18 protein-coding genes and 1 riboswitch are annotated in these 21,743 nt (G+C 70.3%); of the genes, 7 read left to right on the top strand and 11 right to left on the bottom strand.

Translation table 11 applies throughout. The annotated features are described in order from the left end of the window. Positions 1-27: 27 nt before the first annotated feature. Positions 28-867: an HAD family hydrolase gene (locus B141_RS44475; RefSeq protein WP_040423230.1), complete on the bottom strand. Its 840-nt coding sequence runs from the start codon at positions 865-867 to the stop codon at positions 28-30. A gap of 53 nt (positions 868-920) precedes the next feature. Next, entirely contained in the window at positions 921-2,192 is a 1,272-nt protein-coding gene (gene serS, locus B141_RS0135010) for a serine--tRNA ligase (protein ID WP_026257863.1), read from the bottom strand. 152 nt (positions 2,193-2,344) lie between these two features. Between serS and B141_RS50475 the strand changes: the two genes are divergently transcribed. Next, positions 2,345-4,048, top strand: a complete 1,704-nt coding sequence (locus B141_RS50475; RefSeq protein ID WP_020579838.1) for a bifunctional phosphatase PAP2/diacylglycerol kinase family protein — start codon at positions 2,345-2,347, stop codon at positions 4,046-4,048. 7 nt (positions 4,049-4,055) lie between these two features. Here the strand turns inward: B141_RS50475 and B141_RS0135000 are convergent, their stop codons facing one another. Then, positions 4,056-5,657 carry an MFS transporter gene (locus B141_RS0135000; RefSeq protein ID WP_237742889.1) on the bottom strand — a complete coding sequence of 534 codons (1,602 nt, stop codon included), beginning with the start codon at positions 5,655-5,657 and terminating at the stop codon, positions 4,056-4,058. Positions 5,658-5,729: 72 nt separating this feature from the next. On the opposite strand from B141_RS0135000, the gene B141_RS0134995 reads away from it, so the two are divergent. Further along, the gene (locus B141_RS0134995; RefSeq protein WP_020579836.1) at positions 5,730-6,425 is read left to right on the top strand and encodes a TetR/AcrR family transcriptional regulator; all 696 of its coding nucleotides are present in this window, start codon (positions 5,730-5,732) and stop codon (positions 6,423-6,425) included. Positions 6,426-6,471: 46 nt separating this feature from the next. Here the strand turns inward: B141_RS0134995 and B141_RS0134990 are convergent, their stop codons facing one another. Further along, positions 6,472-9,594, bottom strand: coding sequence for a sacsin N-terminal ATP-binding-like domain-containing protein (locus B141_RS0134990; protein ID WP_020579835.1), 3,123 nt, complete (start codon positions 9,592-9,594; stop codon positions 6,472-6,474). A gap of 58 nt (positions 9,595-9,652) precedes the next feature. Beyond that, positions 9,653-9,741: riboswitch (ZMP/ZTP riboswitch) on the top strand. Positions 9,742-9,772: 31 nt separating this feature from the next. Here B141_RS0134990 and B141_RS0134985 point away from each other — a divergent pair. Beyond that, positions 9,773-10,837 carry a hypothetical protein gene (locus B141_RS0134985; protein ID WP_020579834.1) on the top strand — a complete coding sequence of 355 codons (1,065 nt, stop codon included), beginning with the start codon at positions 9,773-9,775 and terminating at the stop codon, positions 10,835-10,837. 32 nt (positions 10,838-10,869) lie between these two features. On the opposite strand, the gene B141_RS0134980 is transcribed toward B141_RS0134985, so the two are convergent. Next, entirely contained in the window at positions 10,870-12,078 is a 1,209-nt protein-coding gene (locus tag B141_RS0134980) for an NAD(P)/FAD-dependent oxidoreductase (RefSeq protein ID WP_020579833.1), read from the bottom strand. A gap of 183 nt (positions 12,079-12,261) precedes the next feature. Between B141_RS0134980 and B141_RS0134975 the strand changes: the two genes are divergently transcribed. Genes B141_RS0134975 through B141_RS0134965 form a run of 3 tightly spaced genes read left to right on the top strand, consistent with a single transcriptional unit; the run spans position 12,262 to position 15,822 of the window. Further along, positions 12,262-12,468, top strand: coding sequence for a heavy-metal-associated domain-containing protein (locus tag B141_RS0134975; protein ID WP_020579832.1), 207 nt, complete (start codon positions 12,262-12,264; stop codon positions 12,466-12,468). A 5-nt stretch (positions 12,469-12,473) separates the two neighbouring features. Continuing rightward, on the top strand, positions 12,474-13,493 hold the full coding sequence (locus tag B141_RS0134970; protein ID WP_020579831.1) for a hypothetical protein: 1,020 nt from the start codon (positions 12,474-12,476) through the stop codon (positions 13,491-13,493). Positions 13,494-13,503: 10 nt separating this feature from the next. After that, positions 13,504-15,822 carry a heavy metal translocating P-type ATPase gene (locus B141_RS0134965; protein ID WP_020579830.1) on the top strand — a complete coding sequence of 773 codons (2,319 nt, stop codon included), beginning with the start codon at positions 13,504-13,506 and terminating at the stop codon, positions 15,820-15,822. A gap of 41 nt (positions 15,823-15,863) precedes the next feature. Here the strand turns inward: B141_RS0134965 and B141_RS0134960 are convergent, their stop codons facing one another. Continuing rightward, on the bottom strand, positions 15,864-17,465 hold the full coding sequence (locus B141_RS0134960) for an FAD-dependent monooxygenase (protein WP_020579829.1): 1,602 nt from the start codon (positions 17,463-17,465) through the stop codon (positions 15,864-15,866). A gap of 167 nt (positions 17,466-17,632) precedes the next feature. Here B141_RS0134960 and B141_RS44470 point away from each other — a divergent pair, with 167 nt between their 5' ends. After that, the gene (locus B141_RS44470) at positions 17,633-18,298 is read left to right on the top strand and encodes a TetR/AcrR family transcriptional regulator (protein WP_051114280.1); all 666 of its coding nucleotides are present in this window, start codon (positions 17,633-17,635) and stop codon (positions 18,296-18,298) included. Positions 18,299-18,419: 121 nt separating this feature from the next. On the opposite strand, the gene B141_RS50025 is transcribed toward B141_RS44470, so the two are convergent. The 5 genes from B141_RS50025 to pheA all read right to left on the bottom strand — a co-directional run bounded on the left by B141_RS50025 (position 18,420) and on the right by pheA (position 21,588). After that, on the bottom strand, positions 18,420-18,557 hold the full coding sequence (locus B141_RS50025) for a hypothetical protein (RefSeq protein ID WP_020579827.1): 138 nt from the start codon (positions 18,555-18,557) through the stop codon (positions 18,420-18,422). Between the two features lie 134 nt (positions 18,558-18,691). After that, a complete protein-coding gene (locus tag B141_RS0134945; protein WP_157181524.1) occupies positions 18,692-20,047 on the bottom strand; it encodes a YncE family protein in 1,356 nt (451 codons plus the stop codon). Between the two features lie 161 nt (positions 20,048-20,208). After that, positions 20,209-20,364 carry a hypothetical protein gene (locus B141_RS50020; RefSeq protein ID WP_020579825.1) on the bottom strand — a complete coding sequence of 52 codons (156 nt, stop codon included), beginning with the start codon at positions 20,362-20,364 and terminating at the stop codon, positions 20,209-20,211. 25 nt (positions 20,365-20,389) lie between these two features. Further along, positions 20,390-20,620 (bottom strand): hypothetical protein, encoded by a 231-nt coding sequence (locus tag B141_RS0134935; RefSeq protein ID WP_020579824.1) that lies wholly within the window; start codon positions 20,618-20,620, stop codon positions 20,390-20,392. 32 nt (positions 20,621-20,652) lie between these two features. Then, on the bottom strand, positions 20,653-21,588 hold the full coding sequence (pheA, locus tag B141_RS0134930) for a prephenate dehydratase (RefSeq protein WP_020579823.1): 936 nt from the start codon (positions 21,586-21,588) through the stop codon (positions 20,653-20,655). Between the last annotated feature and the right edge of the window lie 155 nt (positions 21,589-21,743).

Genomic DNA, 21,743 nt, shown 5'->3' with positions numbered 1-21,743 from the left:
GCTTGACGTTCATGACAACCATCATGATCACGGGCGGGGCGCGGTGATTCCGGGGAACCAGCGGGCGAGCTCGACCGCGACCCCATCGTCCTCGAGGAGCGCCGTCACGTCGTCGGCCACCTCCTGGACCTCGATCGCGGCGTTCCCCATCGCCACGCCGCGACCGGCCCACGAGAGCATCTCGGCGTCGTTGTCGCCGTCGCCGATGGCCAGCACGTCCTCGCGGCGGATGCCGAGCCGCTCGGCCACCTTCGCCAGCCCGGTCGCCTTGCTGACGCCTTCGGGTGCGAGGTCCAGCCAAGCCGTGTAGCCGATGTAGTAGGAGACGCCGTGCAGGCCCACACGGTCGACCACGTCGAGGAAGTGCTCGGCTTCGATGGAAGGCTGGCGGAGGATGACACGGGTGGCGGGGTCGGCGACAAGGCGTTCGAGGGGTTCGACGCTGATCTCGCCGGTGAGTTCACCAGGTGGAAAGGGCGCGTTGACGCGATAGCCGACGCCCAACTCCTCCACCGCGACCAGGACGTCCGGGAGGCGCTTGAGGAGCATCCGCAGCACCGGCTCGGGGTCGAACGTCACGATGTCGATCATCTCGGGGCCCCGACGACCATCCACGCCGTCGACGTCCGCCGCCGGCGGATCAGACTCGGAGTGCAGGCGAACAGTCACCGCGCCGTTGCTGCATACGAGGTACGGCCGTTGCAGGTCGAAGTGGACAGCGAGCGGCCGGGTCGCGGTGAGCCCTCGCCCGGTCGAGAGCACCACCTGCGCACCGGCCGCGGCCACCGCACGTACGGCGGCGTCGACGACGGGCGAGATCTCGTTACGGATGTTGACGAGGGTCCCGTCGATGTCGAGCGCCACCAGCTTCGGACGCCAGGCGTCGGCGCTCGGCGCCGTCTCGGTCGCGGGTCCGACCCTCACGCGAGCGGCTCCAGGCGGCCCCGACCGCCGAGGAACGGCTGCAGAGCCTTGGGGACGCTGACGCCGCCGTCTGGCTCCTGGTGGTTTTCGAGGATGGCGACGATGGCCCGCGCCATCGCGACCAGGGTGCCGTTGAGAGTTGCCACGTGCCGGATCCCTTCCTCCTCGCGGAACCGGATCGAGAGCCGGCGCGCCTGGAAGTCGGTGCAGTTGGAGGTCGACGTCACCTCGCGGTAGCGGCCCTGAGTCGGGATCCAGGCCTCGATGTCGAACTTCCGCGCCGCGCTCGCACCCAGATCACCCGCAGCGGTGTCGATCACGCGGTACGGCACCTCGAGCTTGTCCCAGAACTCCCTCTCCCAGGCCAGCAACCGCCGGTGCTCTGCCGCCGCGTCATCGGGGTGGCAGAAGGAGAACATTTCGACCTTGTCGAACCAGTGCACCCGGATAATCCCACGGGTGTCCTTGCCGTAGGACCCTGCCTCACGACGGAAGCACGGGCTGAACGCGGCGTAACGCCTCGGCAGCTCACCGTCGAGGATTTCCTCCATGTGGTAGGCCGCGAGCGGCACTTCGGACGTACCCACGAGGTAGAGGTCGTCGCGCTCCAGCCGGTAGACGTCCTCGGCGGCCTGGCCCAGGTAGCCGGTGCCCTCCATCGCCTGCGGCTTCACCAGGGCCGGCGGGATCATCGGCGTGAAGCCGTACGCCGTTGCCTGGTCGATCGCCATGTTGGCCAGCGCCATCTCCAGCAGCGCGCCGACGCCGGTGAGGTAGTAGAACCTCGCCCCCGACACCTTCGCGCCCCGCTCGACGTCGATTGCGCCGAGCACCTTGCCCAGCTCGACGTGATCACGCGGCTCGAAGCCCTCGGCCGCGAAGTCGCGTAGATGCCCGACCTCTTCGAGGACGACGTAGTCATCCTCGCCACCGAGTGGTACGTCGGGTTCGACCAGGTTGTCCAGCTCGAGGATGAGACGGTCGTACTCCCGCCCCGCCTCGGCCTGGCTCGCCTCGGCCACCTTGACCTGAGCCGCCAGCTCCTTGGTGCGGGCCAGCAGCGCCTGCTTCTCCTCGCCCTGGGCGCGCGGGATCTGCTTGCTGAGCGCCTTCTGCTCCGACCGGAGTTGCTCGAACGTCGCGATCGACGACCGGCGCCGCTCGTCGGCGGCGAGCACCTGGTCGACAAGCTCGACCGATGCGCCGCGACGCCGCTGGCTCTCACGGACGCGGTCGGGATCTTCACGGAGCAACTTGGGGTCGATCACGACACCGAGGGTAACCGGAGACCCGTACAAGATCGCCACCGGTTTCCTGGTCAGAGGCATAGTGCCCGGAGCTGGCCGAGGTCGTATGGAGGTCCCGCCAGACGGCTGGCGGGTACCCCGAGGTCGTGCCGACCGGCGCGACAGGGGTAGACATGCGTTCCGTGAGCGAGGATGTCCGCGCCGACCAGGGCCGGACCAACGGGGACGCCGGTCGGGCCGCGGCTGGAGCGCGCCGTGGCGGCGGGGTGCGACGCCGGCGGGGACGCCAACCAGTGGGTCGGGGACGCCTGACCGACAGTTGGGCGGCGGTCGCCACCCTCGCGGGCAGCGCTGGCTTCGCGCTCCTCCTCGTCCTCGTCACGACCAGGTGGTCCCCACTCGTCACCCTCGACCAGGTGGTCATCGCAGACCTGGCTGAGCCGGTCATCCGGCATCGGGCCTGGACGAACTTTCTGGAAACACTGCAGGCGATCTCCCAACCCTGGGTACTCCGGGCCGTGGGTGTGATCGTGGCGGCGTTCATCATCCAGCGGGGATATCGCCGGTTGGGTCTGTGGCTGGTCGGCACGATCGCCGTCGGCGCCCTCCTGGAGGTCTTCCTCAAGGCACTGGTCGCGCGACCCCGGCCAGTGCTCCCTCATCCGGTCGTCGACATCGATGGGTACGCCTTCCCCTCCGGTCATGCTTTCGCGTCCGCGCTGATCCTCGGCGCGTTCGTCCTCCTCGTCCTGCAGCTCACGAAGCGGCGCTGGATCCAGATCACGGCCAGCTGCCTGGCGGTGGCGTTCGTCCTCCTGGTCGGGTTCGACCGGGTGGCGCTCGGCGTACACCACCTCTCGGACGTGCTGGCCGCGTGGTTCCTGGCGCTCGCGGTGTTGGGCGCGAGTCTCCTCGCGTTCGGACTCGGTCGGCCAAGGAACCGCGCGCGTGCCGAGGCGCCGGACACCACCCCGCGGCGGCGGGTCGCGGTCGTCTTCAACCCCGCCAAGATCGAGGACCTGGCGGACTTCCGCCGCCAGTTGGAACGCCAGGCAGAGCGCGACTGGTGGGAACCCCCGCTGTGGTTCGAGACGTCGCCGCAGGATGCCGGGCACGCGATGGCGAAGTCCGCTCTGGCCGCCGGCGTCGACCTCGTGATCGCCGCGGGCGGCGACGGGACGGTACGCGTCGTCTGTGCCGAAGTCGCCGGGACCGGCGTACCCCTCGGCATCGTGCCCACCGGCACCGGCAACCTCCTGGTCCGAAACCTCGGCCTCCCGCTCGACCACGGTGCGGCGATCCGGGTGGCGCTCGGTGGCCGGGACCGCCTCATGGATCTCGTCCGCGTCGACGGGGACGACCTGGGCCCGGATCGGTTCGCTGTGATGGCTGGGCTCGGCTTGGACGCGGCCGTGGTGGGCGAGGCTCCGCCGAAGCTGAAGGCGCGGATGGGGTGGCCGGCGTACCTCATCTCGATGGCCCGCAACCTGTCGTTCCCGGCGGTACGCGTGGACATCACGGTCGACGACACCCCCACCGTCCGCCGGTGGGTCCGCACCGTCCTTGTCGGGAACGTCGGCACCCTGCACGCCGGGCTCTCCCTGCTCCCCGACGCGCAACCCGACGACGGGATGCTGGACGTCGTGGCGGTGGCGCCGCGGCGGCTCACCGACTGGCCCGGCCTTGCCTGGCGGGTGGTACGCCGCTCGTCCGCCCAGGACGACCGGTTGCGCACCTGGCGCGGCCGGCGGGTCGTCGTCCGTGCCGTCGAAGCGTGCCCGCGACAACTGGACGGCGACGTGGTGCGGATCGGGCACGAACTCCGGTGCGAGATCGAGCCGGGCGTCCTCCTGATCCGGGTGCCGCGGGACAGCTGAGCTTCTGCTATTCCCTCACCTCGTACGCATTGGTACGCGGGTCACGGTCTACAGGGTTCGGCGCTTGATGCGACCGGAGAGCGATCAACGCGACGATGGCGAGGCCGGCGACGGCGACCGCGCTGACGCCACCTACGGCGGCCAGCCCCGCGGTGAACGCCTCGCGGGCAGGTTCGAGAAGCTGGGCCGCCAAACCAGGGGGCAGTTCGTTTGCCTCGGTGACGGCTCCAGCGAGCGTGTCGCGTCCAGCCTCGGCGGCCTCGTCTGGTACGCCAGCGGGAACCTCGCCGGCGATCTGGTCGCGGTAAACAACGGCGCTCACGCTGCCCAGGGCCGCGATGCCCAATGCGCTACCGAGCTCACCACTCGTCTCTGCCATCGAGGACGCCGAGCCTGCCTTTTCGGCCGGAGCGGATCCGACGATCAGATCGATGCCGAGCGCGCCGACCGGAGCCGTGCCGAGGAATCCGATGACGATGCCACCGATGAGGAGAGCTGTCCCTCCCTCGTGGTCGACCTGGGTAAGCAAAGCGAAACCGATCGCTGAGATCGCCAGCCCACTACCAATGACAGTGCCCGGCCGGACCGTCCGCGCAATCACCGGGGCCAGCAAGGAACCGGCGACCAGCGCGATCGCGGGCGGCACGAGCCACAAGCCTGCCCGGGACGGCGAGAGCCCTTCCACCAGTTGGAGGTACTGGCTGGCGAGGAGGTAGATCCCGCCCTGAAGGACCATGACGAGCAGCAGGATAACGAGCGCCGCGGTGAAGGATCGGTTGCCAAACAACCGCAGATCCAGCAACGGGTCGGTCAGCCGCCGCTGCCGGCGGACGAAAGCCCACCCGACGGCTATGCCAGTCGCAGCGATCAGGACCGCAGGCCACCGCATACCCTCGGCCGCGACCTCCTTGAGCCCATAGATGATCGGCAGGATCGCGGCGAGGGAGAGAACCACGCTGGCGAGATCGGGGCGTCCCACAGTCGTAGCGCGAGACTCAGGCAACAGGCGAGGGCCGGTCGCCAGGAGAAGCACCATTACTGGCACACCCAGCAGAAATACCGAGCCCCACCAGAACGACTCGAGCAGGATCCCGCCGGCCACCGGCCCGAGCGCGGCACCACCCATGAAGCAGCTGACGAAAACCCCGACGGCGAAGGCGCGCTGGCGGGGATCCTTGAACAGGTTGGCGATCAACGCCAGAGCCGAGGGCATGAGAGTCGCTCCGGCAATACCCAACACCGCCCGAGCGAAGATCAGCATCTCCGCACTGGGGGAGTAAGCCGCCAACACCGACGCGGAAGCGAATGCCACCGCACCGATCAGCAACAACCGGCGATGGCCAATCCGGTCTCCAAGGGCACCCATCGTGACGAGGAACCCGGCGATCATGAAGCCATAGGCGTCCATGATCCACAACTGCTCGGTTTGGGTCGGCCGCAGATCCGCGCTCAGATGTGGCAGCGCGAGGAACAACACGGTGTTGTCGATCGCGAGTAGCAGCGTCGCGAGCGCCAGCACCGCCAGCCCGGACCATTCGCGCCAACCGGCCCGCTGGTCTGCTGACAGTTGGACGTTCGACACAGACTCCCCCATCCCAGCGGCACTCACAGGTGACGCCATATCGATGCCAGATTAATTACGTTCCGTTCCGGAACGGAATATAACGACTAAGCTGTCCTCGTGCCAACCACCCGTGCCCCGGACGCTCACGCTGGTAGGGCCCCGCGTGCGGGACGGCCACGGAACGCCCATATCGACGCCGCCGTACTCGACGCGACGCTCGACGTCCTCGACGGAGTGGGCTACCGCCGTTTCGCCCTCGAAGAGGTGGCCCGGCGCGCTGGGACCACCAAGCCGGCCATCTACCGGCGCTGGCCCACCCGGCAGCGGCTGGTACTCGCCGCGTTGGCCCGGCGACTGGGTGCGGCACAGGCACCCAACACCGACTGCACGCTCTGCGATCTCGGCGAATGCATCAGCGTCTTCGTCGCGGCGTTCCAGCGCATGCCACCCGGCGTCCTCGCTCCGCTCCTGGCCGACTGCGCCACAGAACCCGACCTCCACGCGGACTTCATGGCCGCGTTGTTCGAACCCCCGCGCGCGGCGGTCGCAGAGACGCTGAGCCGGGCCATCGCCCGCGGTGACTTACGGGAGGACCTCGATCTCGGGCTCACGGTCGACCTACTCGGATCGCTCGTCCACCACCGCGCGCTGTTCGGTCACGCACCCATCAGCGAAGCGGAGATCGAGAGCGCGGTCGTCACCCTGCTACGGGGCATCGCCACCGACTTCCCCCGGCTGGTCGAGCACAGCCAACGTCAGGCCACGGATGCGCAGACGCATCATCGCCATGCGGAGAGCCGCCCCTCGACATGAGGGCCGGCGACGTGCGCGACAACTGATCAGCTTGTCGTAGGCCGTCTCAGCTGTCGTACGCCGTCTCGAGGAGGAGTTCGGCCACCCGCTCGGGTTCGGCGAGGACGGCCGCGAGCGGATGCCGGTCCTCCCAGCGCCCGGCCGCCCAGGCCAGCGCCCGCGCGAGACCCTCGCCGGTCGCGGCGTGCGGGCGCCCTTCGCCGTCCACCCACCAGTCGACGGGGCGGTCGTCGACCAGCAGGTCGTCGTGCTCCCACCAGGTGTCAGGCACCTGCGGCGCCAGCAGGCGTGCGGCCTCCGGGACCGGGAAGGGCTCCCCGCCCAGGCTCACGATCCCGGCGGCGGACTCCGAGGCGAGCGGCAGGTCGAGCAGCTCCGCGAGCGTCTCCGCGGCGCGGGCAGGCGCGAGGACCTGCCCGCCGAGGTCGGTCCGTTGCGCCCACATGGGTGCGTCGACCACGATCGCCTCGCGAGCCTCCACCACCTGGGTCCCCGACCCGGCGAGTACCCGCACCTGGTCCGGTGCCGGGGCCGAAGCCGCCACTGCCGGGTCAAGCTCACCCAACTGCGCCCACAGGCGGAGCATCGTCACGGCCGGCACGTCGACCGCCGGATCGGCGAGCCGGCGAAGGAGATGGTGAACGCCGGTGCCGTCCAGGTCCGCGACGCTCCGCGCCAGGCCGAGCGCCCGCCGAGCGTCCGGGTCGAGGTTGGCGATGGCCGGCGGCGCCGAACCCAGCAACGCGGCCAGCACCGGGTCCGCCTCGGGGTCGGCGAAGCTGGTGAGCGGCTGCCCGTCGATGCGGACGTGCTGGCGTACCCACCAGGAGGTGTACGACGGGACCACCACGGCCGGTCCATCCGGGCGGTCGACGTCAACCATGCGGACCGGCTGGACCAGTGCCCGGCGCAGCGAGGGTTCACTCGTGAGGAGCCGGAGGGCGGCCGGCCAGGCGTCGTCGCGTACGTAGTCGAGGTCGCGGACCGCCGACAGCTCACCCACCGTACCGCCGAGCAGGCCGCCAGCCGGCCCACCCAGCCGGCCGCTCAGCGCCTCGTCGGCCCAGTCGGTGAGCTCGTCCAGGTCGGCGAGCTCGTCGGGCAGGCCCGCGAGGTCCACGTCGAACGCCGTCACCAGCCCCAGCGTCCGTACGACACCGACGGCCTCCAGCACCGGCGTACCCCACCGGTCCACCAGACCGGCGTCGGCCGGCGTGAACTCCTCGGCGTCGAGGACCGCCTCCGCATCCGAGCCGGGCAGGACGAGCGCGCTCGCCGGGGCCAGCTCCCCGGCCTCGTCCGGTACGGCAAGGTCACCCAACCAGGGCAGGTCACCCGGCCCGAGTTCCCCCGCCGCGACCGCCGCCGCCACGAGCGCCAGGACGCCGTCGGCGACGCCGGCCGGGTCGTCGGCGTCGACCGAATCCTCGACCGCGGCTCGCACAGCACCGTCGTCGAGCAGGGTGCGCGGACTCGCCGGCACCGCGCCGAGGCGTTCCAGCGTGGCGAGCGCGGGTTCGGCGCAGGCCTCGGGGTGGACGAGCCGCAGGCCGTACGACGCGAGCACACTCAACGCCTCCGCCGGCACCTCGCCACCGCCGGGCAACAGCAACCCCCGCGCACCATGGACCACCCGACCGTCGACCAGCGGCACCGGCAACGCGCCGAGCGCCTCCCGCCGTTCGGGGTCGGCGACGGTCGAGGCGAGCGCGACGTACAGGTCGTGCCACCAGCCCGGAGGATGGGCCGCCGCGACGGCCGCCAGCTCGTCCACCAGGTCCGCGAGCGGGAGCCGGCGGACGCCGAGCGCCTCGAACGCAGCCCGGTCACGCCGCCTGGACGCCACCAGCCCACCGACCGCCGGCGCCAGCATCCGGATGAGCGGATCGTCGGCGCCCTCGACCACCACGGCCTCGCGTGGACGCAGCAGCATGCTCGGGTCTTCCGCCGCCGCGATCAGCGGCGTGCCCGGGAGCCGGCGGAGGATCTCCTGCCTCAACGCGCCGTCGAGCCGGCCCAGCGGCAGGCCGACCGGCACCAGACCCATCACGTCATCGCCGGCCTCGGCGCGGGTCCGGGCGAGTTCGGCGTACGCCGTGGCCGCCTCCGCCACCAACCGGTCGGTGAGCGGACCGGGCGCCACGTGGCGACGGGTGGGATCGAGCGGGAACGACGTCAGCAGCATGGCGGGTAGGGACAGCGGCTCGTCCGTCGGCGTGGGCGCGTGCACGACGGTCGGCAGGTCGTACGCCGGCGTCAGCGCGGTGTGGCTTCCCTTCGGCACCTGCGGGAGGGCCCACAGCACCGACCAGTACGGGCGTTCGCGCTCCTCCGTCGGCCGGTCGGCCAGCAGCTCCGCGCGTTCGGCGGGGCTCCACACGCCAGCCGCGCGGTAGGCGTGCCAGCGGGTGTGGACGTCGGCGAGCACCCGGGGCGGAGCCGCCGGGTCGACGTCGATCTCGATCCGGGCCAGGTGCGGCAGGGCGAGCAGCAGCGCGTCGTCGGCCTCGGCCAGCAACCGGCGGACCAGATCGGCGGCGGCCTCGTCGCGCAACGGCAGCACGACGGCCGTCTCGAACCCCTCGGGTGGCTCGCCCTCGGCCGGGAACGGGAGCCGGAGTACCGGCACGTGACCGCCGCGCCGGCGTACCTCCTCGGTCAGCCCAGGAGCGGTCCGCCCCACCTCGTCGACGAGCGTGGCCGTGTCATCGCGGGAGAACCGCGCGCCGCCGGGCCGGGACAGCACGGTGGGCTCGTCCGTCACCGCCAGCACGGCCGCGAAGCCGACCCCGAACCTCCCCACCGACTGGGTGCGCGCGTCGGCGTCGAGGCTGTCCTCCCGCTTCGCCGAGGCGCGGAGCGTCGCGAGCGCCTCGACACCTTCGGCGGTGAGCGGGGCGCCGGTGTTGGCGGCGACTAGCACTGGGCCGCCCGACTCCGCCCGGGCCTGCGGATCGTCCCGGAGCGTGAACCGCAGCCGGCCGGGTACGCCGGCCCGGGCGGCCGCGTCGGCAGCGTTCTGGGCGAGTTCGACGACGAGCCGGTCGCGGTAGCCGCCGAGGGCGAGGTCCTCCTCGGCATTCGCATCCTCGCGGAACCGGGCCGGTGACGCAGCCCAGGCAGCAAGCACACGGTCGCGGATCATCGCCGTCGCGAAGGGATCGGTCACGTGGCGATTATTGAACCCCGCATGGACTCGGATGCCGGCGCACCCCGTCCACGTACACTCGTCGCGTCGCGACTGGCGTCGATGGAGTGCACACCATCAGGGAGCGACCACTCGATCGGATCGGCCTCGACCGCCTGGGGGCCTCGGTCAGCACAACCCGCTGCCGAGGAGGACCCTCATGGAGCCGACCACCCCGCCCGCTCACTCGTCCCCGCCTCACTCCGTCGATCTGCGGTACGGCGTCAACCCGCACCTGCGCCCCGCCTTCGCCGAGCCGGTACGCCCCGGCAGTTGGCCGCTGCGCGTCGTTCACGGCGCGCCGTCGTACATCAATGTGTTGGACGCGCTGGCTTCCTGGCGCCTGGTCCGGGAGGCCGCGGCGGCGCTCGGGAAACCCGCGGCCGCGTCGTTCAAGCACGTCTCGCCGGCCGGCGCCGCGGTGGACGGGCCGATCGACGAGGCGACGAGGCAGGAGTTCAGGATCGGGTCGGCGCCGCTGAGCCCCGTCGCGCGGGCCTATCTGCGGGCCCGGGACGCCGATCCCACGTCGTCGTACGGCGATTTCGTCGCTGTCTCGGAGCCGGTCGACGCGACTTTGGCGGGGGTGCTCCGCCGCCTGGCGTGCGACGGGATCATCGCGCCCGGCTACGAGCAAGGTTGCGTTGACACCCTGGCCGCCAAGAAGCGCGGACGTTTCCTCGTGCTCGAAGCCGACCCGGCGTTCGAACCACCAGAACGTGAGGTGCGGGAGGTCTTCGGCCTGCGGCTGGTCCAGCCGAACGACGCGCGATCGCTCTCCCCGGAGTTGGTGGCGACGAGTGTGGACGGTACGCCGCTACCGGACGGCGCTGTCAACGACCTCCTGCTCGGCCTGATCACGGTGAAGTACACCCAGTCGAACGCCGTCGCCTACGTCCGCGACGGGATGGCGCTCGGCATCGGGGCGGGGCAGCAGTCCCGCGTCGACTGCACGCGGCTCGCGGGTGCCAAGGTGGATGCCTGGTTTGCCCGGCGTACCGACACATCTGTCGCGAGTGCGGCCGCGACGACCTCGCTCACCGACGTTTCCTTCGTCTCCGACGGCCTGCTGCCTTTCCGCGACAACGTGGACGAGGCGGCCCCGCATGGCGTGCGCTGGCTCGCCGAACCCGGCGGCTCCATCCGATCCGACGAGGTGGCCCGGGCCTGCGAGGAGCACGGCATCAGCCTGGTCCGCACGGGAGTACGCCTCTTCCAGCACTGACGGTTGTGCTGACTGCCAGGTGGCCCGGCAGCTCAGAGCACCACCTCACTTACCGGCGTCCGAGCGGCGATGGCGCGCCGGAGTCGCATCAGGTACTTGTGGCCGTTGATGGTTGCCGCGCCGACGAGCACACCCGCACGTGCCAACGCCACCGCGAGGCTGCCGTCGCTCTCGGATCGGGCCACGATCCGGGTTTCGTCGGCCAGGTGCGGCAGCCCCGCCGACTGCACGCGCGCGCGGTGGACATAGGTGGAGAACGACGGTACGTCGGTGAACGGCTCCGCCTCAGCCGGTCCTCGCAGCAGGTTGCGGGCGGCGAGCGCGGCCTGGTCGTTGGCGATCGCCCAGTGCTCGCCGCGTACCAACTCGCCCCCGAACAATTCATGCGGCCACCGGACGACGTCTCCGGCGGCGACGACGTTCGGCAGGCCGGAGGCGAACAGCGTTGCGGTGGTCACGACGCCGCCCTCGACGCGGATGCCACTGCCGTCGAGCCACTCGGTATTGGGAACCACCCCCAGCCCGGCGACCACCAGGCTGGCGGGGATGAGCCGTCCATCGTCCAACCGGACGCCGCTGACGCGGCGCTCGCCCTCAAGGGCGGTCACGCGTACGCCGGAGATCAACTCCACGCCATTTTCCTTGTGATGCCGGGCGAGCCAGCCGGCGGCATGCGCACTGAGCGCCCTGACCATGGGCAGGGGCGCCGCGTCGATCAGGGTGACGGCCAGCCCTTTCTCGCGCGCCGTCGAGGCGACCTCTCCGCCGACAAATCCGCCACCGATGACGACCACGTGGTCAGGGCCGGCGTCCAGAGACGCACGCAGCGCCAGGGCGTCCTCGATGGTCCGCAGGACATGGACGCCTTCGAGCGGCGCCTGCTCCGCGGGAAACCGGCGCGGCCGGGCCCCGGTCGCGATCACCAGCCCGTCGAAGCTGAGCGGCGTTCCGTCGTCCAGGACGACCGTGCCGGTCCCCGCGCTCGGGCCCGCGCCGGTAGCCAGCCGCACCGCCCGGCGTCCGCGAATCCAGCGGCAGTCGACCTCCCCGGCACCGGGAAGAGCCACATCGTCGTCGCCGTTCAGCACGCTCTTGGACAGTGGCGGCCGGTTGTAAGGAAGGTGCGACTCGGCACTCACTACCGTGAGGTCCCCGGCGAATCCCTCCTGCCGCAGGGTCTGCGCCGCGCGCAGGCCCGCCAGCGAACCGCCCACAACCACGGCCCTGTTGATGGTTCCCATGTCTCAGCCTCCCAAGACCAGATAACAGATCGCCGGCACTATACCCCTACCCCGTATGCGCCTGCGATGCGACGCCGATCTAATACCTGTAGGGGGTAGGGGTTGACTTTCCGAGGAGGCCTGTGCAAAGTTGGGCGTGGACAGATACCCCCTGGGGGTAGTGAGAGGGAGAGAGGTTCGCCGATGAGCGCCACCACTTACACCGTCGCCGGCATGACCTGCAACGGCTGCGCAGGGAAGGTCACGTCGAAGGTCGGCCAGCTTGCCGGGATCACGGACACCAAGGTCGACCTGGCGACCGGTCAACTGACAGTCACCAGCGACGGCTCGATCGACGACGCGAAGATCCGCGACGCCGTCGAAGAAGCCGGCTACGAAATTAAGGACTGAGTGGCATGAATACTGCGACCAAGCTGGGGGCGTACGCCCTGGGCCTGGCGGTCGCCTTTGGTGGTGCCATCGGGGTCGGCCGGCTGGTCGGCCCCGTCGGCGCCAGCGCTGAATCCACGGCTTCGGGAGAAGGCGCGCACAACGGGGGCCACACCGAGAACGGCAAGAACACCACCGGCGGGACGTCAACGAAGGCCGAGGCCGCCGGGGTGCCGGGCGGGCTGCAGGTCTCCCAGGACGGCTACACCCTGGTCCCCCAGACGCCGACCGTGACGCCAGGCAAGCGCACCGACTTCCGTTTCACGGTGACCGGGCCCGACGGGCGGCCGGTCACGAAGTTCGCCACCGCGCATGACAAGAAGCTGCACTTCATCGTCGTACGCCGGGATCTGGGCGGATTCCAGCACCTCCACCCGGTCGAGGCCGGCAAGGGAGTCTGGTCCGTTCCGCTCACACTTCCGGGAGCGGGGACCTACCGGGCGTTCGCCGACTTCCAGGTCGAGGGCGCGGATGGTGGGCTGACTCTTGGCACCGATCTCTTCGCGCCGGGCGACTTCGCGGCCGCTCCCCTGCCGGCCGCCGAGCGTACGGCGACGGTCGACGGCTACACGGTCACGGTCAAGGGCGACCTCACGCCCGGCCAGACCAGCAAGCTCACCCTCAGCGTGCGCAAGGACGGCAAACCGGTCACCGATCTGCAGCCCTACCTCGGCGCCTACGGGCACCTGGTCGCGCTGCGCGGCGGCGACCTGGCGTACCTCCACGTACATCCAGACGGCGAACCCGGCGACGGGAAGACGAAGGCCGGCCCGGACATTACCTTCTATGCCGAGGTGCCGAGCGCTGGAAGCTACCGGCTGTACCTCGACTTCCAGCACGAAGGAGTGGTCCGCACCGCCGAGTTCACCGCGCACGCCAAGACAACCGGCACCCCGCCGGCAGCCGAGGCGGGGCAACCCAACTCGCAGGAATCCCGCACACCGTCAACGTCCCACGCGGACGGCGACGACGAGCACGGCCACTGAAGGAGGAGTGATGGCATCCGTCACGGGCGACCAGTCCGGACAGATCGAACTCGCGATCGGCGGGATGACCTGCGCCTCCTGCGCGGCCCGGATCGAGAAGAAGCTCAACAAGATCGAGGGCGTCACGGCCACGGTCAACTACGCCACCGAGAAGGCGAAGGTCACCTTCCCGGCGAGCGTCAACCCGCAGGACCTGATCGCCACGGTCGAGAAGACCGGCTACACCGCGGAGGTTCCCCCGCCGCCCAAGGCCGCCTCCGGATCCGGCGAGGCAGCCGAGCCGGTCGAGGTCGATGAACTCCGTCCCCTGCGTACCCGCCTGATCACCAGCATCGTGCTCTCGGTGCCGGTGATCGCGATGGCGATGGTGCCGGCCTGGCAGTTCACGTACTGGCAGTGGCTGTCGCTGACGCTGGCCGCACCGGTCGTGACGTACGCCGGTTGGCCGTTCCACAAGGCGGCCTGGACCAACCTCCGGCACGGCGCCGCCACGATGGACACGCTTATCTCGCTCGGAACGCTCGCGGCGCTCGGCTGGTCGCTGTGGGCGCTGTTCCTCGGTACGGCGGGGATGCCGGGCATGCGGCACGGGTTCGAGTTCACGATCGTCCGCTCCGACGGCTCGATGAACATCTACCTCGAGGCGGCCGCCGGGGTGATCACCTTCATCGTGGCCGGGCGCTACTTCGAGGCCCGCTCGAAGCGCCGGGCCGGTGCGGCTCTGCGGGCCCTGCTCGAGCTTGGCGCCAAGGACGTCGCGGTGCTGCGCAACGGGCGCGAGGAACGCATCCCCACCGACCAGTTGGCGGTCGGCGACGTCTTCGTCGTACGTCCTGGCGAGAAGATCGCCACCGACGGGATCGTCGAGGAGGGCTCCTCCGCGATCGACGCGTCACTGCTGACCGGCGAGTCCGTACCCGTCGAGGTGGGCCCGGGCGAGACCGTGGTGGGCGCGACCGTCAACGCGGGCGGGCGGCTACTCATCCGCGCGACCCGGGTGGGCGCCGACACACAGCTGGCACAGATGGCCCGGCTGGTCGAGGACGCGCAGACCGGCAAGGCCCAGGTGCAGCGGCTGGCCGACCGGATCTCCGGGATCTTCGTTCCGATCGTGATCGCCTTGTCGATCGCGACGCTGGGCTTCTGGATCGGGACAGGTGCGGGCCTCACCGCGGCGTTCACCGCGGCGGTGGCGGTGCTGATCATCGCCTGCCCGTGCGCGCTCGGCCTGGCGACACCGACCGCTCTGATGGTCGGCACCGGCCGCGGCGCCCAGCTCGGCATCCTGATCAAGGGGCCGGAGGTGCTCGAGTCCACGCGGAAGATCGACACCGTGGTGCTCGACAAGACCGGCACCGTGACCACCGGCAAGATGGCGCTGGTCGACGTCATCACGGCCGAGGGCGTGGCCGCCGACGAGGTGCTCCGCCTGGCCGGCGCGCTGGAGGACGCCTCCGAACACCCGATCGCGGCCGCCATCGCCAAGGGCGCGACGGAGCGGGTTGGCACGCTGGGCACGGTCGAGGACTTCGCCAACGTCGAGGGTCTCGGCGTGCAGGGCATCGTGGACGGGCACGCCGTGCTGGTCGGGCGGCCGCAGCTCCTCGCCGAGTGGGCCCAGCACCTGACGCCGGAGCTCGAGCGGGCGATGGCCGACGCGCAGGCTCGCGGCGAGACCGCCGTCGCGGTCGGCTGGGACGGCGAGGCGCGCGCGGTGCTGACCGTCGCCGACCAGATCAAGCCCACCTCCGCGCAGGCGGTCGCCCAGCTCAAGCAGCTCGGCCTGCGGCCGGTGCTGCTCACCGGTGACAACGAGACCGTGGCCAGTACGGTCGCCGCGACCGTCGGCATCGACGAGGTGATCGCTGAGGTCCTACCGAAGGACAAGGTCGAGGTCGTCCAGCGGCTCCAGGCTGACGGGCGTACGGTCGCGATGGTCGGCGACGGGGTCAACGACGCCGCCGCGCTCGCCCAGGCTGACCTTGGCCTGGCCATGGGTACCGGCACCGACGTGGCGATCGAGGCATCCGACCTGACGCTGGTCCGGGGCGACCTGCGGGCGGCGGCCGACGCGATCCGGCTGTCCCGGCGTACCTTGCGGACGATCAAGGGCAACCTGTTCTGGGCGTTCGCGTACAACGTGGCGGCATTGCCACTGGCGGCGGCCGGGTTGCTCAACCCGATGATCGCGGGCGCGGCAATGGCGTTCTCGTCGGTGTTCGTGGTGAGCAACAGCCTGCGGCTGCGGAGTTTCAAGCCGCTGAACGGCGACATGGGCGCGGTCGCGGTGACAAGTGAGGCCGCCCGGGAGTCGGTCCCGGCCGGCTGAGTCCGATCGTCGTGGTCCGCGCCAACAGCGTCGGCAGCACTTCACGCCCGATGCAACACGGCGCGGACCACCTCGGTCAGCTCGGCCGTGGCGTCGCTCGTGCCGTGCTGGCTGCGCCAGGCGACCACTCCGTCCGGGCGTACGAGCAACGCACCGTCCGTCCCGATCCCGTGCCTAGCTGGCCCGTCGGCGGAAGTGAGTTCCACGCCGAACCGGTACGCCTCGACCGGCAGGTCCAGCTTCATGGCCACGCCGCGGGCCGCCTCGACCCACGGCCCGGCGTCCGCCCCGGCGAGCAGGACAAAGGTCCGGCCATACAGGTCGATCGTCGAGATTTCCCTGCCCTGCTTGGTGATTGTGAGGTGCGGCGCGCGGGTACCCGGCTGCCCGGCCAGGTCCTGCGGCCGCAGCGGTGCCGTGTCTTCGGCCGCACCGGTGATCGCCGCCGAGCGGTACTGATAGCCCATCGCCACCGACGCGTAGTCGATCAGCGGAACCTCCGCACCGGGACCCATCCGGGAGCCGAACCGCGCGAACGCCTGCGCCATCGTGAGCTGGCCGATCGGCTGGCGTTCGTCGTGGTACGTGTCCAGCAGCCCGGGCCCCGCCTCGCCCCGAACCACCGCAGCGAGCTTCCAGGCCAGGTTGTGGGCGTCCTGGATGCCGGCGTTGCCACCCAGACCTCCGGTTGGCGGAACCAGGTGGGCAGCATCGCCGACGAGGAAGGCCCGACCGGCGCGGTAGTTACGCGCGACCTGTGCCCCGATGCTGAAGCCGAGCACCTTCTTGTCCGTACCAGGAATCTGCGCGTGCAAGGTGACCTTGACATCGGGCAACCCCGCCGCGGAACGCACCAAGTCGGCGACCCGCTCGTCGGTGTAGTCATTGAGCGATTCGTGCTCGGGGGAATATCCGGTGCCGAAGACCCAGCGGTGTCCGATCTCGTCGTGGGCCATCACGATCGTGAACGGCTGCGGCTGCTGCAGGTACGCCAGGCTCACCCGGCGGCCGCGGGTAGCCGGACTGAGGTCAGCTTCCACGATGGCGGTGATCGTGTGGAACAAGGCGCCCGGCCCATCCACCTCGATGCCGAGCTGCTGGCGAAGCGGGCTCGTCCAGCCGTCAGCCGCGATGAGATAGTCGGCGCGCACGTCGTACGCCTGGCCGGTACGCCCGTCCCGCAGCCGCGCCGTCACGCCGTCCGCGCCCTGTTCGAACGCCGTGAGCTCGGTGGCGAACCGCAGGTCCGCTCCGAGTTCGGTCGCCCTGGCCCGAAGCACGACCTCCAGCCGGTCCTGGTCGATCGGCCCGAAGCCGCAGGGACTCGCCGCGGTCAGGTCTTCGCCGTCACCCTCCTCCGGGAGGCCGGCGTACTCCGCATCGGCGAGCGTCTCCGCCCGGATCGGTTCCCACCGGAAGTCGGTTCCCCCATAGCTCGCCGCTTGGATCGCGGACTCCAGTCCGACCTGGCGGAACGCTTCGATGGTGCGCGGGCCGATGCCTCGGAGCCGTGGATGCATGAGCAGATCCGGGTGGCGTTCGACAACCACGCACGGCACTCCGTGCCAGGCCAGGAACACCGCACTGGACAGTCCGGTCAGTGAACCGCCGACCACCAGGACCGGGGTGTGTTCGGTCGCCATGACGTACTCCTTCTGTCGGGCCGATCAGGGGTGTGCGACGTCGTTGGGCTGCGCTGTGGCTGGCTCATCACAACCCCGACCCGGACAAGTTCATCCGCATGGTTGAAATTAGTCAACCGTACGGATGAAAAATCATCTCGATGGATGACTGGAGTACGATCGCAGGCATGGCCAGGCGTACCGACTCCCCGTCGCGTTCTCGTACGACGTCCAACGCACGCCCCCGGCGTACCCCCGACCAGGCCGAACGCCGCCGCGACCCCCAGCGCACCCGGGAGCGGATCGTCGAAGCGGCGCTCGCGGAGTTTTCAGCCAAGGGATTCGCCGGAGCGCGGGTCAGCGAGATCGCCGAGCGAGCCGGCCTGAACAAACAGCTGATCTCCTACTACTTCGGCGGCAAGGCCGGGCTCTACCAGGCGATCCTCGCCAGATGGCAGGAAGGCGAGGACGCCGTCGTCGCCGGGCAGCAGGACCAGTCGCTCGCCGACCTGACCACCAGCTACGTCGCGCGGATCCCTCGCGACCGGGACCTTGCGAGACTCCTCGCCTGGGAAGGGCTCTCACCCGACAGCGGTGACGCGGGCGGCGAGCACCGTACCGCCCGGATGCGACAGGCTCTGGAGGATCTGGGGCGCCGGCAACGCGCGGGTGAGCTGGCCGGCGACCTCGACCCGCGTTGCTTCCTACTGGCGTTCATGGCCGCGGCCACCGCGCCTGCCACGCTGCCTCAACTCGCGCGGAGCATCTTCGACGCCGACCCCGACTCTGAGGAGTTCGCCCAGCACTACGCCGACCAACTCGCCCGGATGATCGAGCACCTGTCCGGCGAGTGACGTCGTACGCCTATGGGCGGCGGCGAGACGAGGAGTCTGCGGGCGCCGTTCGGGATGCAGGGTCGCCCCCACCGCCTACCAGATTTCGCAGTCCTCACGGATATGCCGAGCCACCTCCGCACTACGACCAGATCACGCCGCTGATCGGGATCAGCAGGATCAGGCAGTCGAACCAGCGGTACGAAACCCTGGGACCCAGCCAGGCGTACACCCCGAACGGGACGACCCACCCGAGCACGAGTGCGACGAGCAGGGCCACGATTGCCGGTGCTTCGGGGCCGGACTAATCCGCCCGCGGCATCCGCGGGCGGCACGTCATTCGCAGGCACGTTGACCTCCGCCGGCATTACGCGTTACGCGCTGTGCGTCAACGTTTCCTTGCCTACGCTCCCGCTACCGGGTGAGCGTGGTGGTGACGGTCTTCGATGGGTACCACCCGTCGAAGTCGGTGTAGCGCGCCGTGAACGTGGTGGTCCCTCGCGGGAGGGCGTACGTGCCGGTGGTCTGGCCGTTCTCGTCCAGCATGGCGCTCAGGATCTGCTTTTCGGCGCCGCCGTTGGTGGAGGCCGTCACGCGTACCTGCCGCAGGCCCACAACCGGGAAGCGCAGGGTCGCGGTGACCGTCGCCGTTTGGCTGGTCTTGCCCTTCCCCACCCTGGCCGTGAGGGTCAGGTCGGTGTACGGCGGGATCGGCGCGTGCGCTGGACCGAACGAATGCAGGGTGAGGCTCTGGCCGTAGAGATCGCTGGTCACCACCCACGCCCGGGTGCCGGCTCGGTTGACCAGAAGGGTGCGGTACGACGTGTCCTCGCCGGGGTGGAAGTCGACCACGTACCTCGGCACAGTCGCGCCCTTGGCGTAGAGATACACGTCCGGATCGCTGCTCGATGGGTGCCGCGCGACGGCGACCGTCGACCCGTCACCCGACCAGGCCGCGTCGACCGGGTAGGCGCCACTCGGATAGATCTCACCGTCGGTCAGATCCGACACCTTGTAGGTCCGGTGTTCGTACGGCCATCCGCTGGACTGCACCACCGTGGTCCCATCGGGACTCATGGCGTAGTCCCGCAGCAATCCGTCGACGGAGCGGCGGGCGCGGATCCAGGGCGTGTCGTCGGAGAGGTCAATCACGAACGTTTCGACGGGGCTGACCCCCGCGTCACCGGCGACGACCAGACCGGGCGCGCCCGGGCTGGTGTCGAGAACCGGGTTGTAGTCGACCGCCTCAGTGAACAGGCGTGGCGAGGTGTTCGGTGCGGACCAGATGGCCAGGCCACCCGAGCCGGCGCCGCAGTTGAGGTAGCCCGCCACCACCTTCCCGCCGGTCGCCTCGACAGAGGTGGGGCAAACGCCGTCCGGCGCCGGGTAGACGCCGGTCACCCGCAGGCTTTCCGCGTCCAGCGCGGTCACCCGGTCATAGCCCTGCGCGACGTACAACGTCCGGCCATCGTCGCTCAAGGTGACGTCGGTGACATCCTTCACCGCGTCGACGTGCGAGAGCAGGCGTCCATCCAGGTCAATGACCGCCAACGGGAGGTCGTAGCCGATGCTCTGCGCGACATACAGCCGGCCGCGCGCCTCGTCGAGTTCGATCGCCGAGAAGTAGCTCACCGGGAGCGGAACGCCAAGGCTCTTCACCGGCGCGGGAGCGGTCTCCGCCGAGGTCGCTGCGTTTGCCAGCGTGCTCGTACCAACCGCAACCATCGCAACAACAGCACCTACAACCCACGTACGCGCGCGCATCCGCACGACCCCTCCCTGCAGTCGATTCCTGTGGCCCGGGAGCTACCGGGATCAGACCCGACGAGCAGCCCCACACACAGATGGACCCATCCCCACCCCCACACCGAAACCGGTGCCGGGCATGTCTAGCACAGCCGGTCTTCCGCATCCCTCAGGGTCCGCGGACCTCACGCCAGAGCCGAGTCCGGACCTTTGACGACGGCCAGTACGCGGAGCAGCGCGGCGTACCGCATCCGGGTGGACTCCTCGGCTACCCGCGCACCGGTGTCATGCGCCCCCGCCAGCGGCGTAGCCAGCCGGCGAAGAGCCTCGCGCAGCAGCATGGGGCCGATGAGTGCCCGCTCGGGTTCAAGTGCGGAAGAGCCGGGCCTGCCGGATACCGCGGGCGTTGAGTGTCCGTTCGACGGTGCTGTAGAGCTCGAGTTCGACCGCCTGGTAGACCGGCTTCACGACATAGCTGCCACGGGACGTGGTCAGCTTGACGACGTGTACCGACCCGCCAGCCAGTGGTTCGACGCTGATCGGCGTACCGAGTTCGAACTCCCGGGCCACCTGCGCGAGTACGCGGTCCATCGGCATGGAGTCAGGCTGGCGCGCCCGCGGTCAGCAGGTCAGTGGCCCTGTTTGAGGGCGGCGAGCCAGGCGGCAGCGGCCTCGAAGGCCGCGTCCGTCGTACCCGTCCGCAGGGCGATCCGCGCGCCGTCGGCCCGCGGGTAGGAACCGAGGAACAGGACGTCCGCACAGACCCGGCGCAGCCCCATCAGCGCCTCACCAACCCTGGCCTCGTTGACGTGCCCTTCGCAGTCGATGGAGAAGCAGTAGCGGCCGATGCCGTCGCCGGTCGGCCGGGACTCGATCCTGGTCAGGTTGACACCGCGGACCGCGAACTCGTCCAGGATCTCCAGCAGGGCGCCCGGATGATCGTCCCGGATGAACGCGACGATCGACGTCTTGTCGGAGCCAGTGGGCGGCGGCGGAGGCGCCGGCCGCGCCGCGAGCACGAACCTCGTCACGGCGTCCTGAGTGTCCTCGATCTCGGTCGCGAGCATCGCGAGGCCGTACTTCTCGGCCGCGAGCGACGGCGCGATCGCCGCATCGAACTCCGACGCGCCCTCCGCGACCGCGGCGGCCGCGGCGGCGGTGGACGAGGCGGGCAGCACGGTGGCCTGCGGAAGGTGTTCGGCCAACCATCGCCGGCACTGGGCGGCCGCGTGCGGGTGCGTGGTGATCCGCTTGCAGTCCTCGAGTTGGGTGCCTGGCCGCGCCATCAGGACGAACGACACCCGCAGGAGGACCTCCCGGATGATCTGGAGGTGTCCGCCCGCCAACTCGTCGAGGGTCACCGGGACCGCGCCCTCGACGGAGTTCTCGATGGGCACGAGGGCGCCGTCGGCTTCGGCCATGCGTACGGCATCCAAGGCGGCGGGAACGGTGGCAGACGGTCGCAACTCCGCCTGCGCGACGCCCGGCAGGGTACGCAGCGCCGCCTCGGTGAAGGTGCCCTCGGGACCGAGATAGGCATAGCGGACAGGTGCGGTTTCGGTCACGCTCCGAGAGTAGACCGGGCCGCTACCGATCTCCCCGGCGTACCCCCACTGTGGGCCAACCTGTGGGCCAACCTGTGGGCCAACCTGTGGGGCCTGCCGCGGGCGCCCAACATTGGTCTGGAATTCTGCCCACCAGAACGGCACGGGTAACCATG

The sequence above is a fragment of the Actinopolymorpha alba DSM 45243 genome (assembly GCF_000373925.1).
GTDB classification, from domain to species: Bacteria; Actinomycetota; Actinomycetes; order Propionibacteriales; family Actinopolymorphaceae; genus Actinopolymorpha; species Actinopolymorpha alba.
The sequence above is the reverse complement of the archived record's forward strand: the minus strand, read 5'-3'. Positions and strand labels throughout refer to the sequence as shown.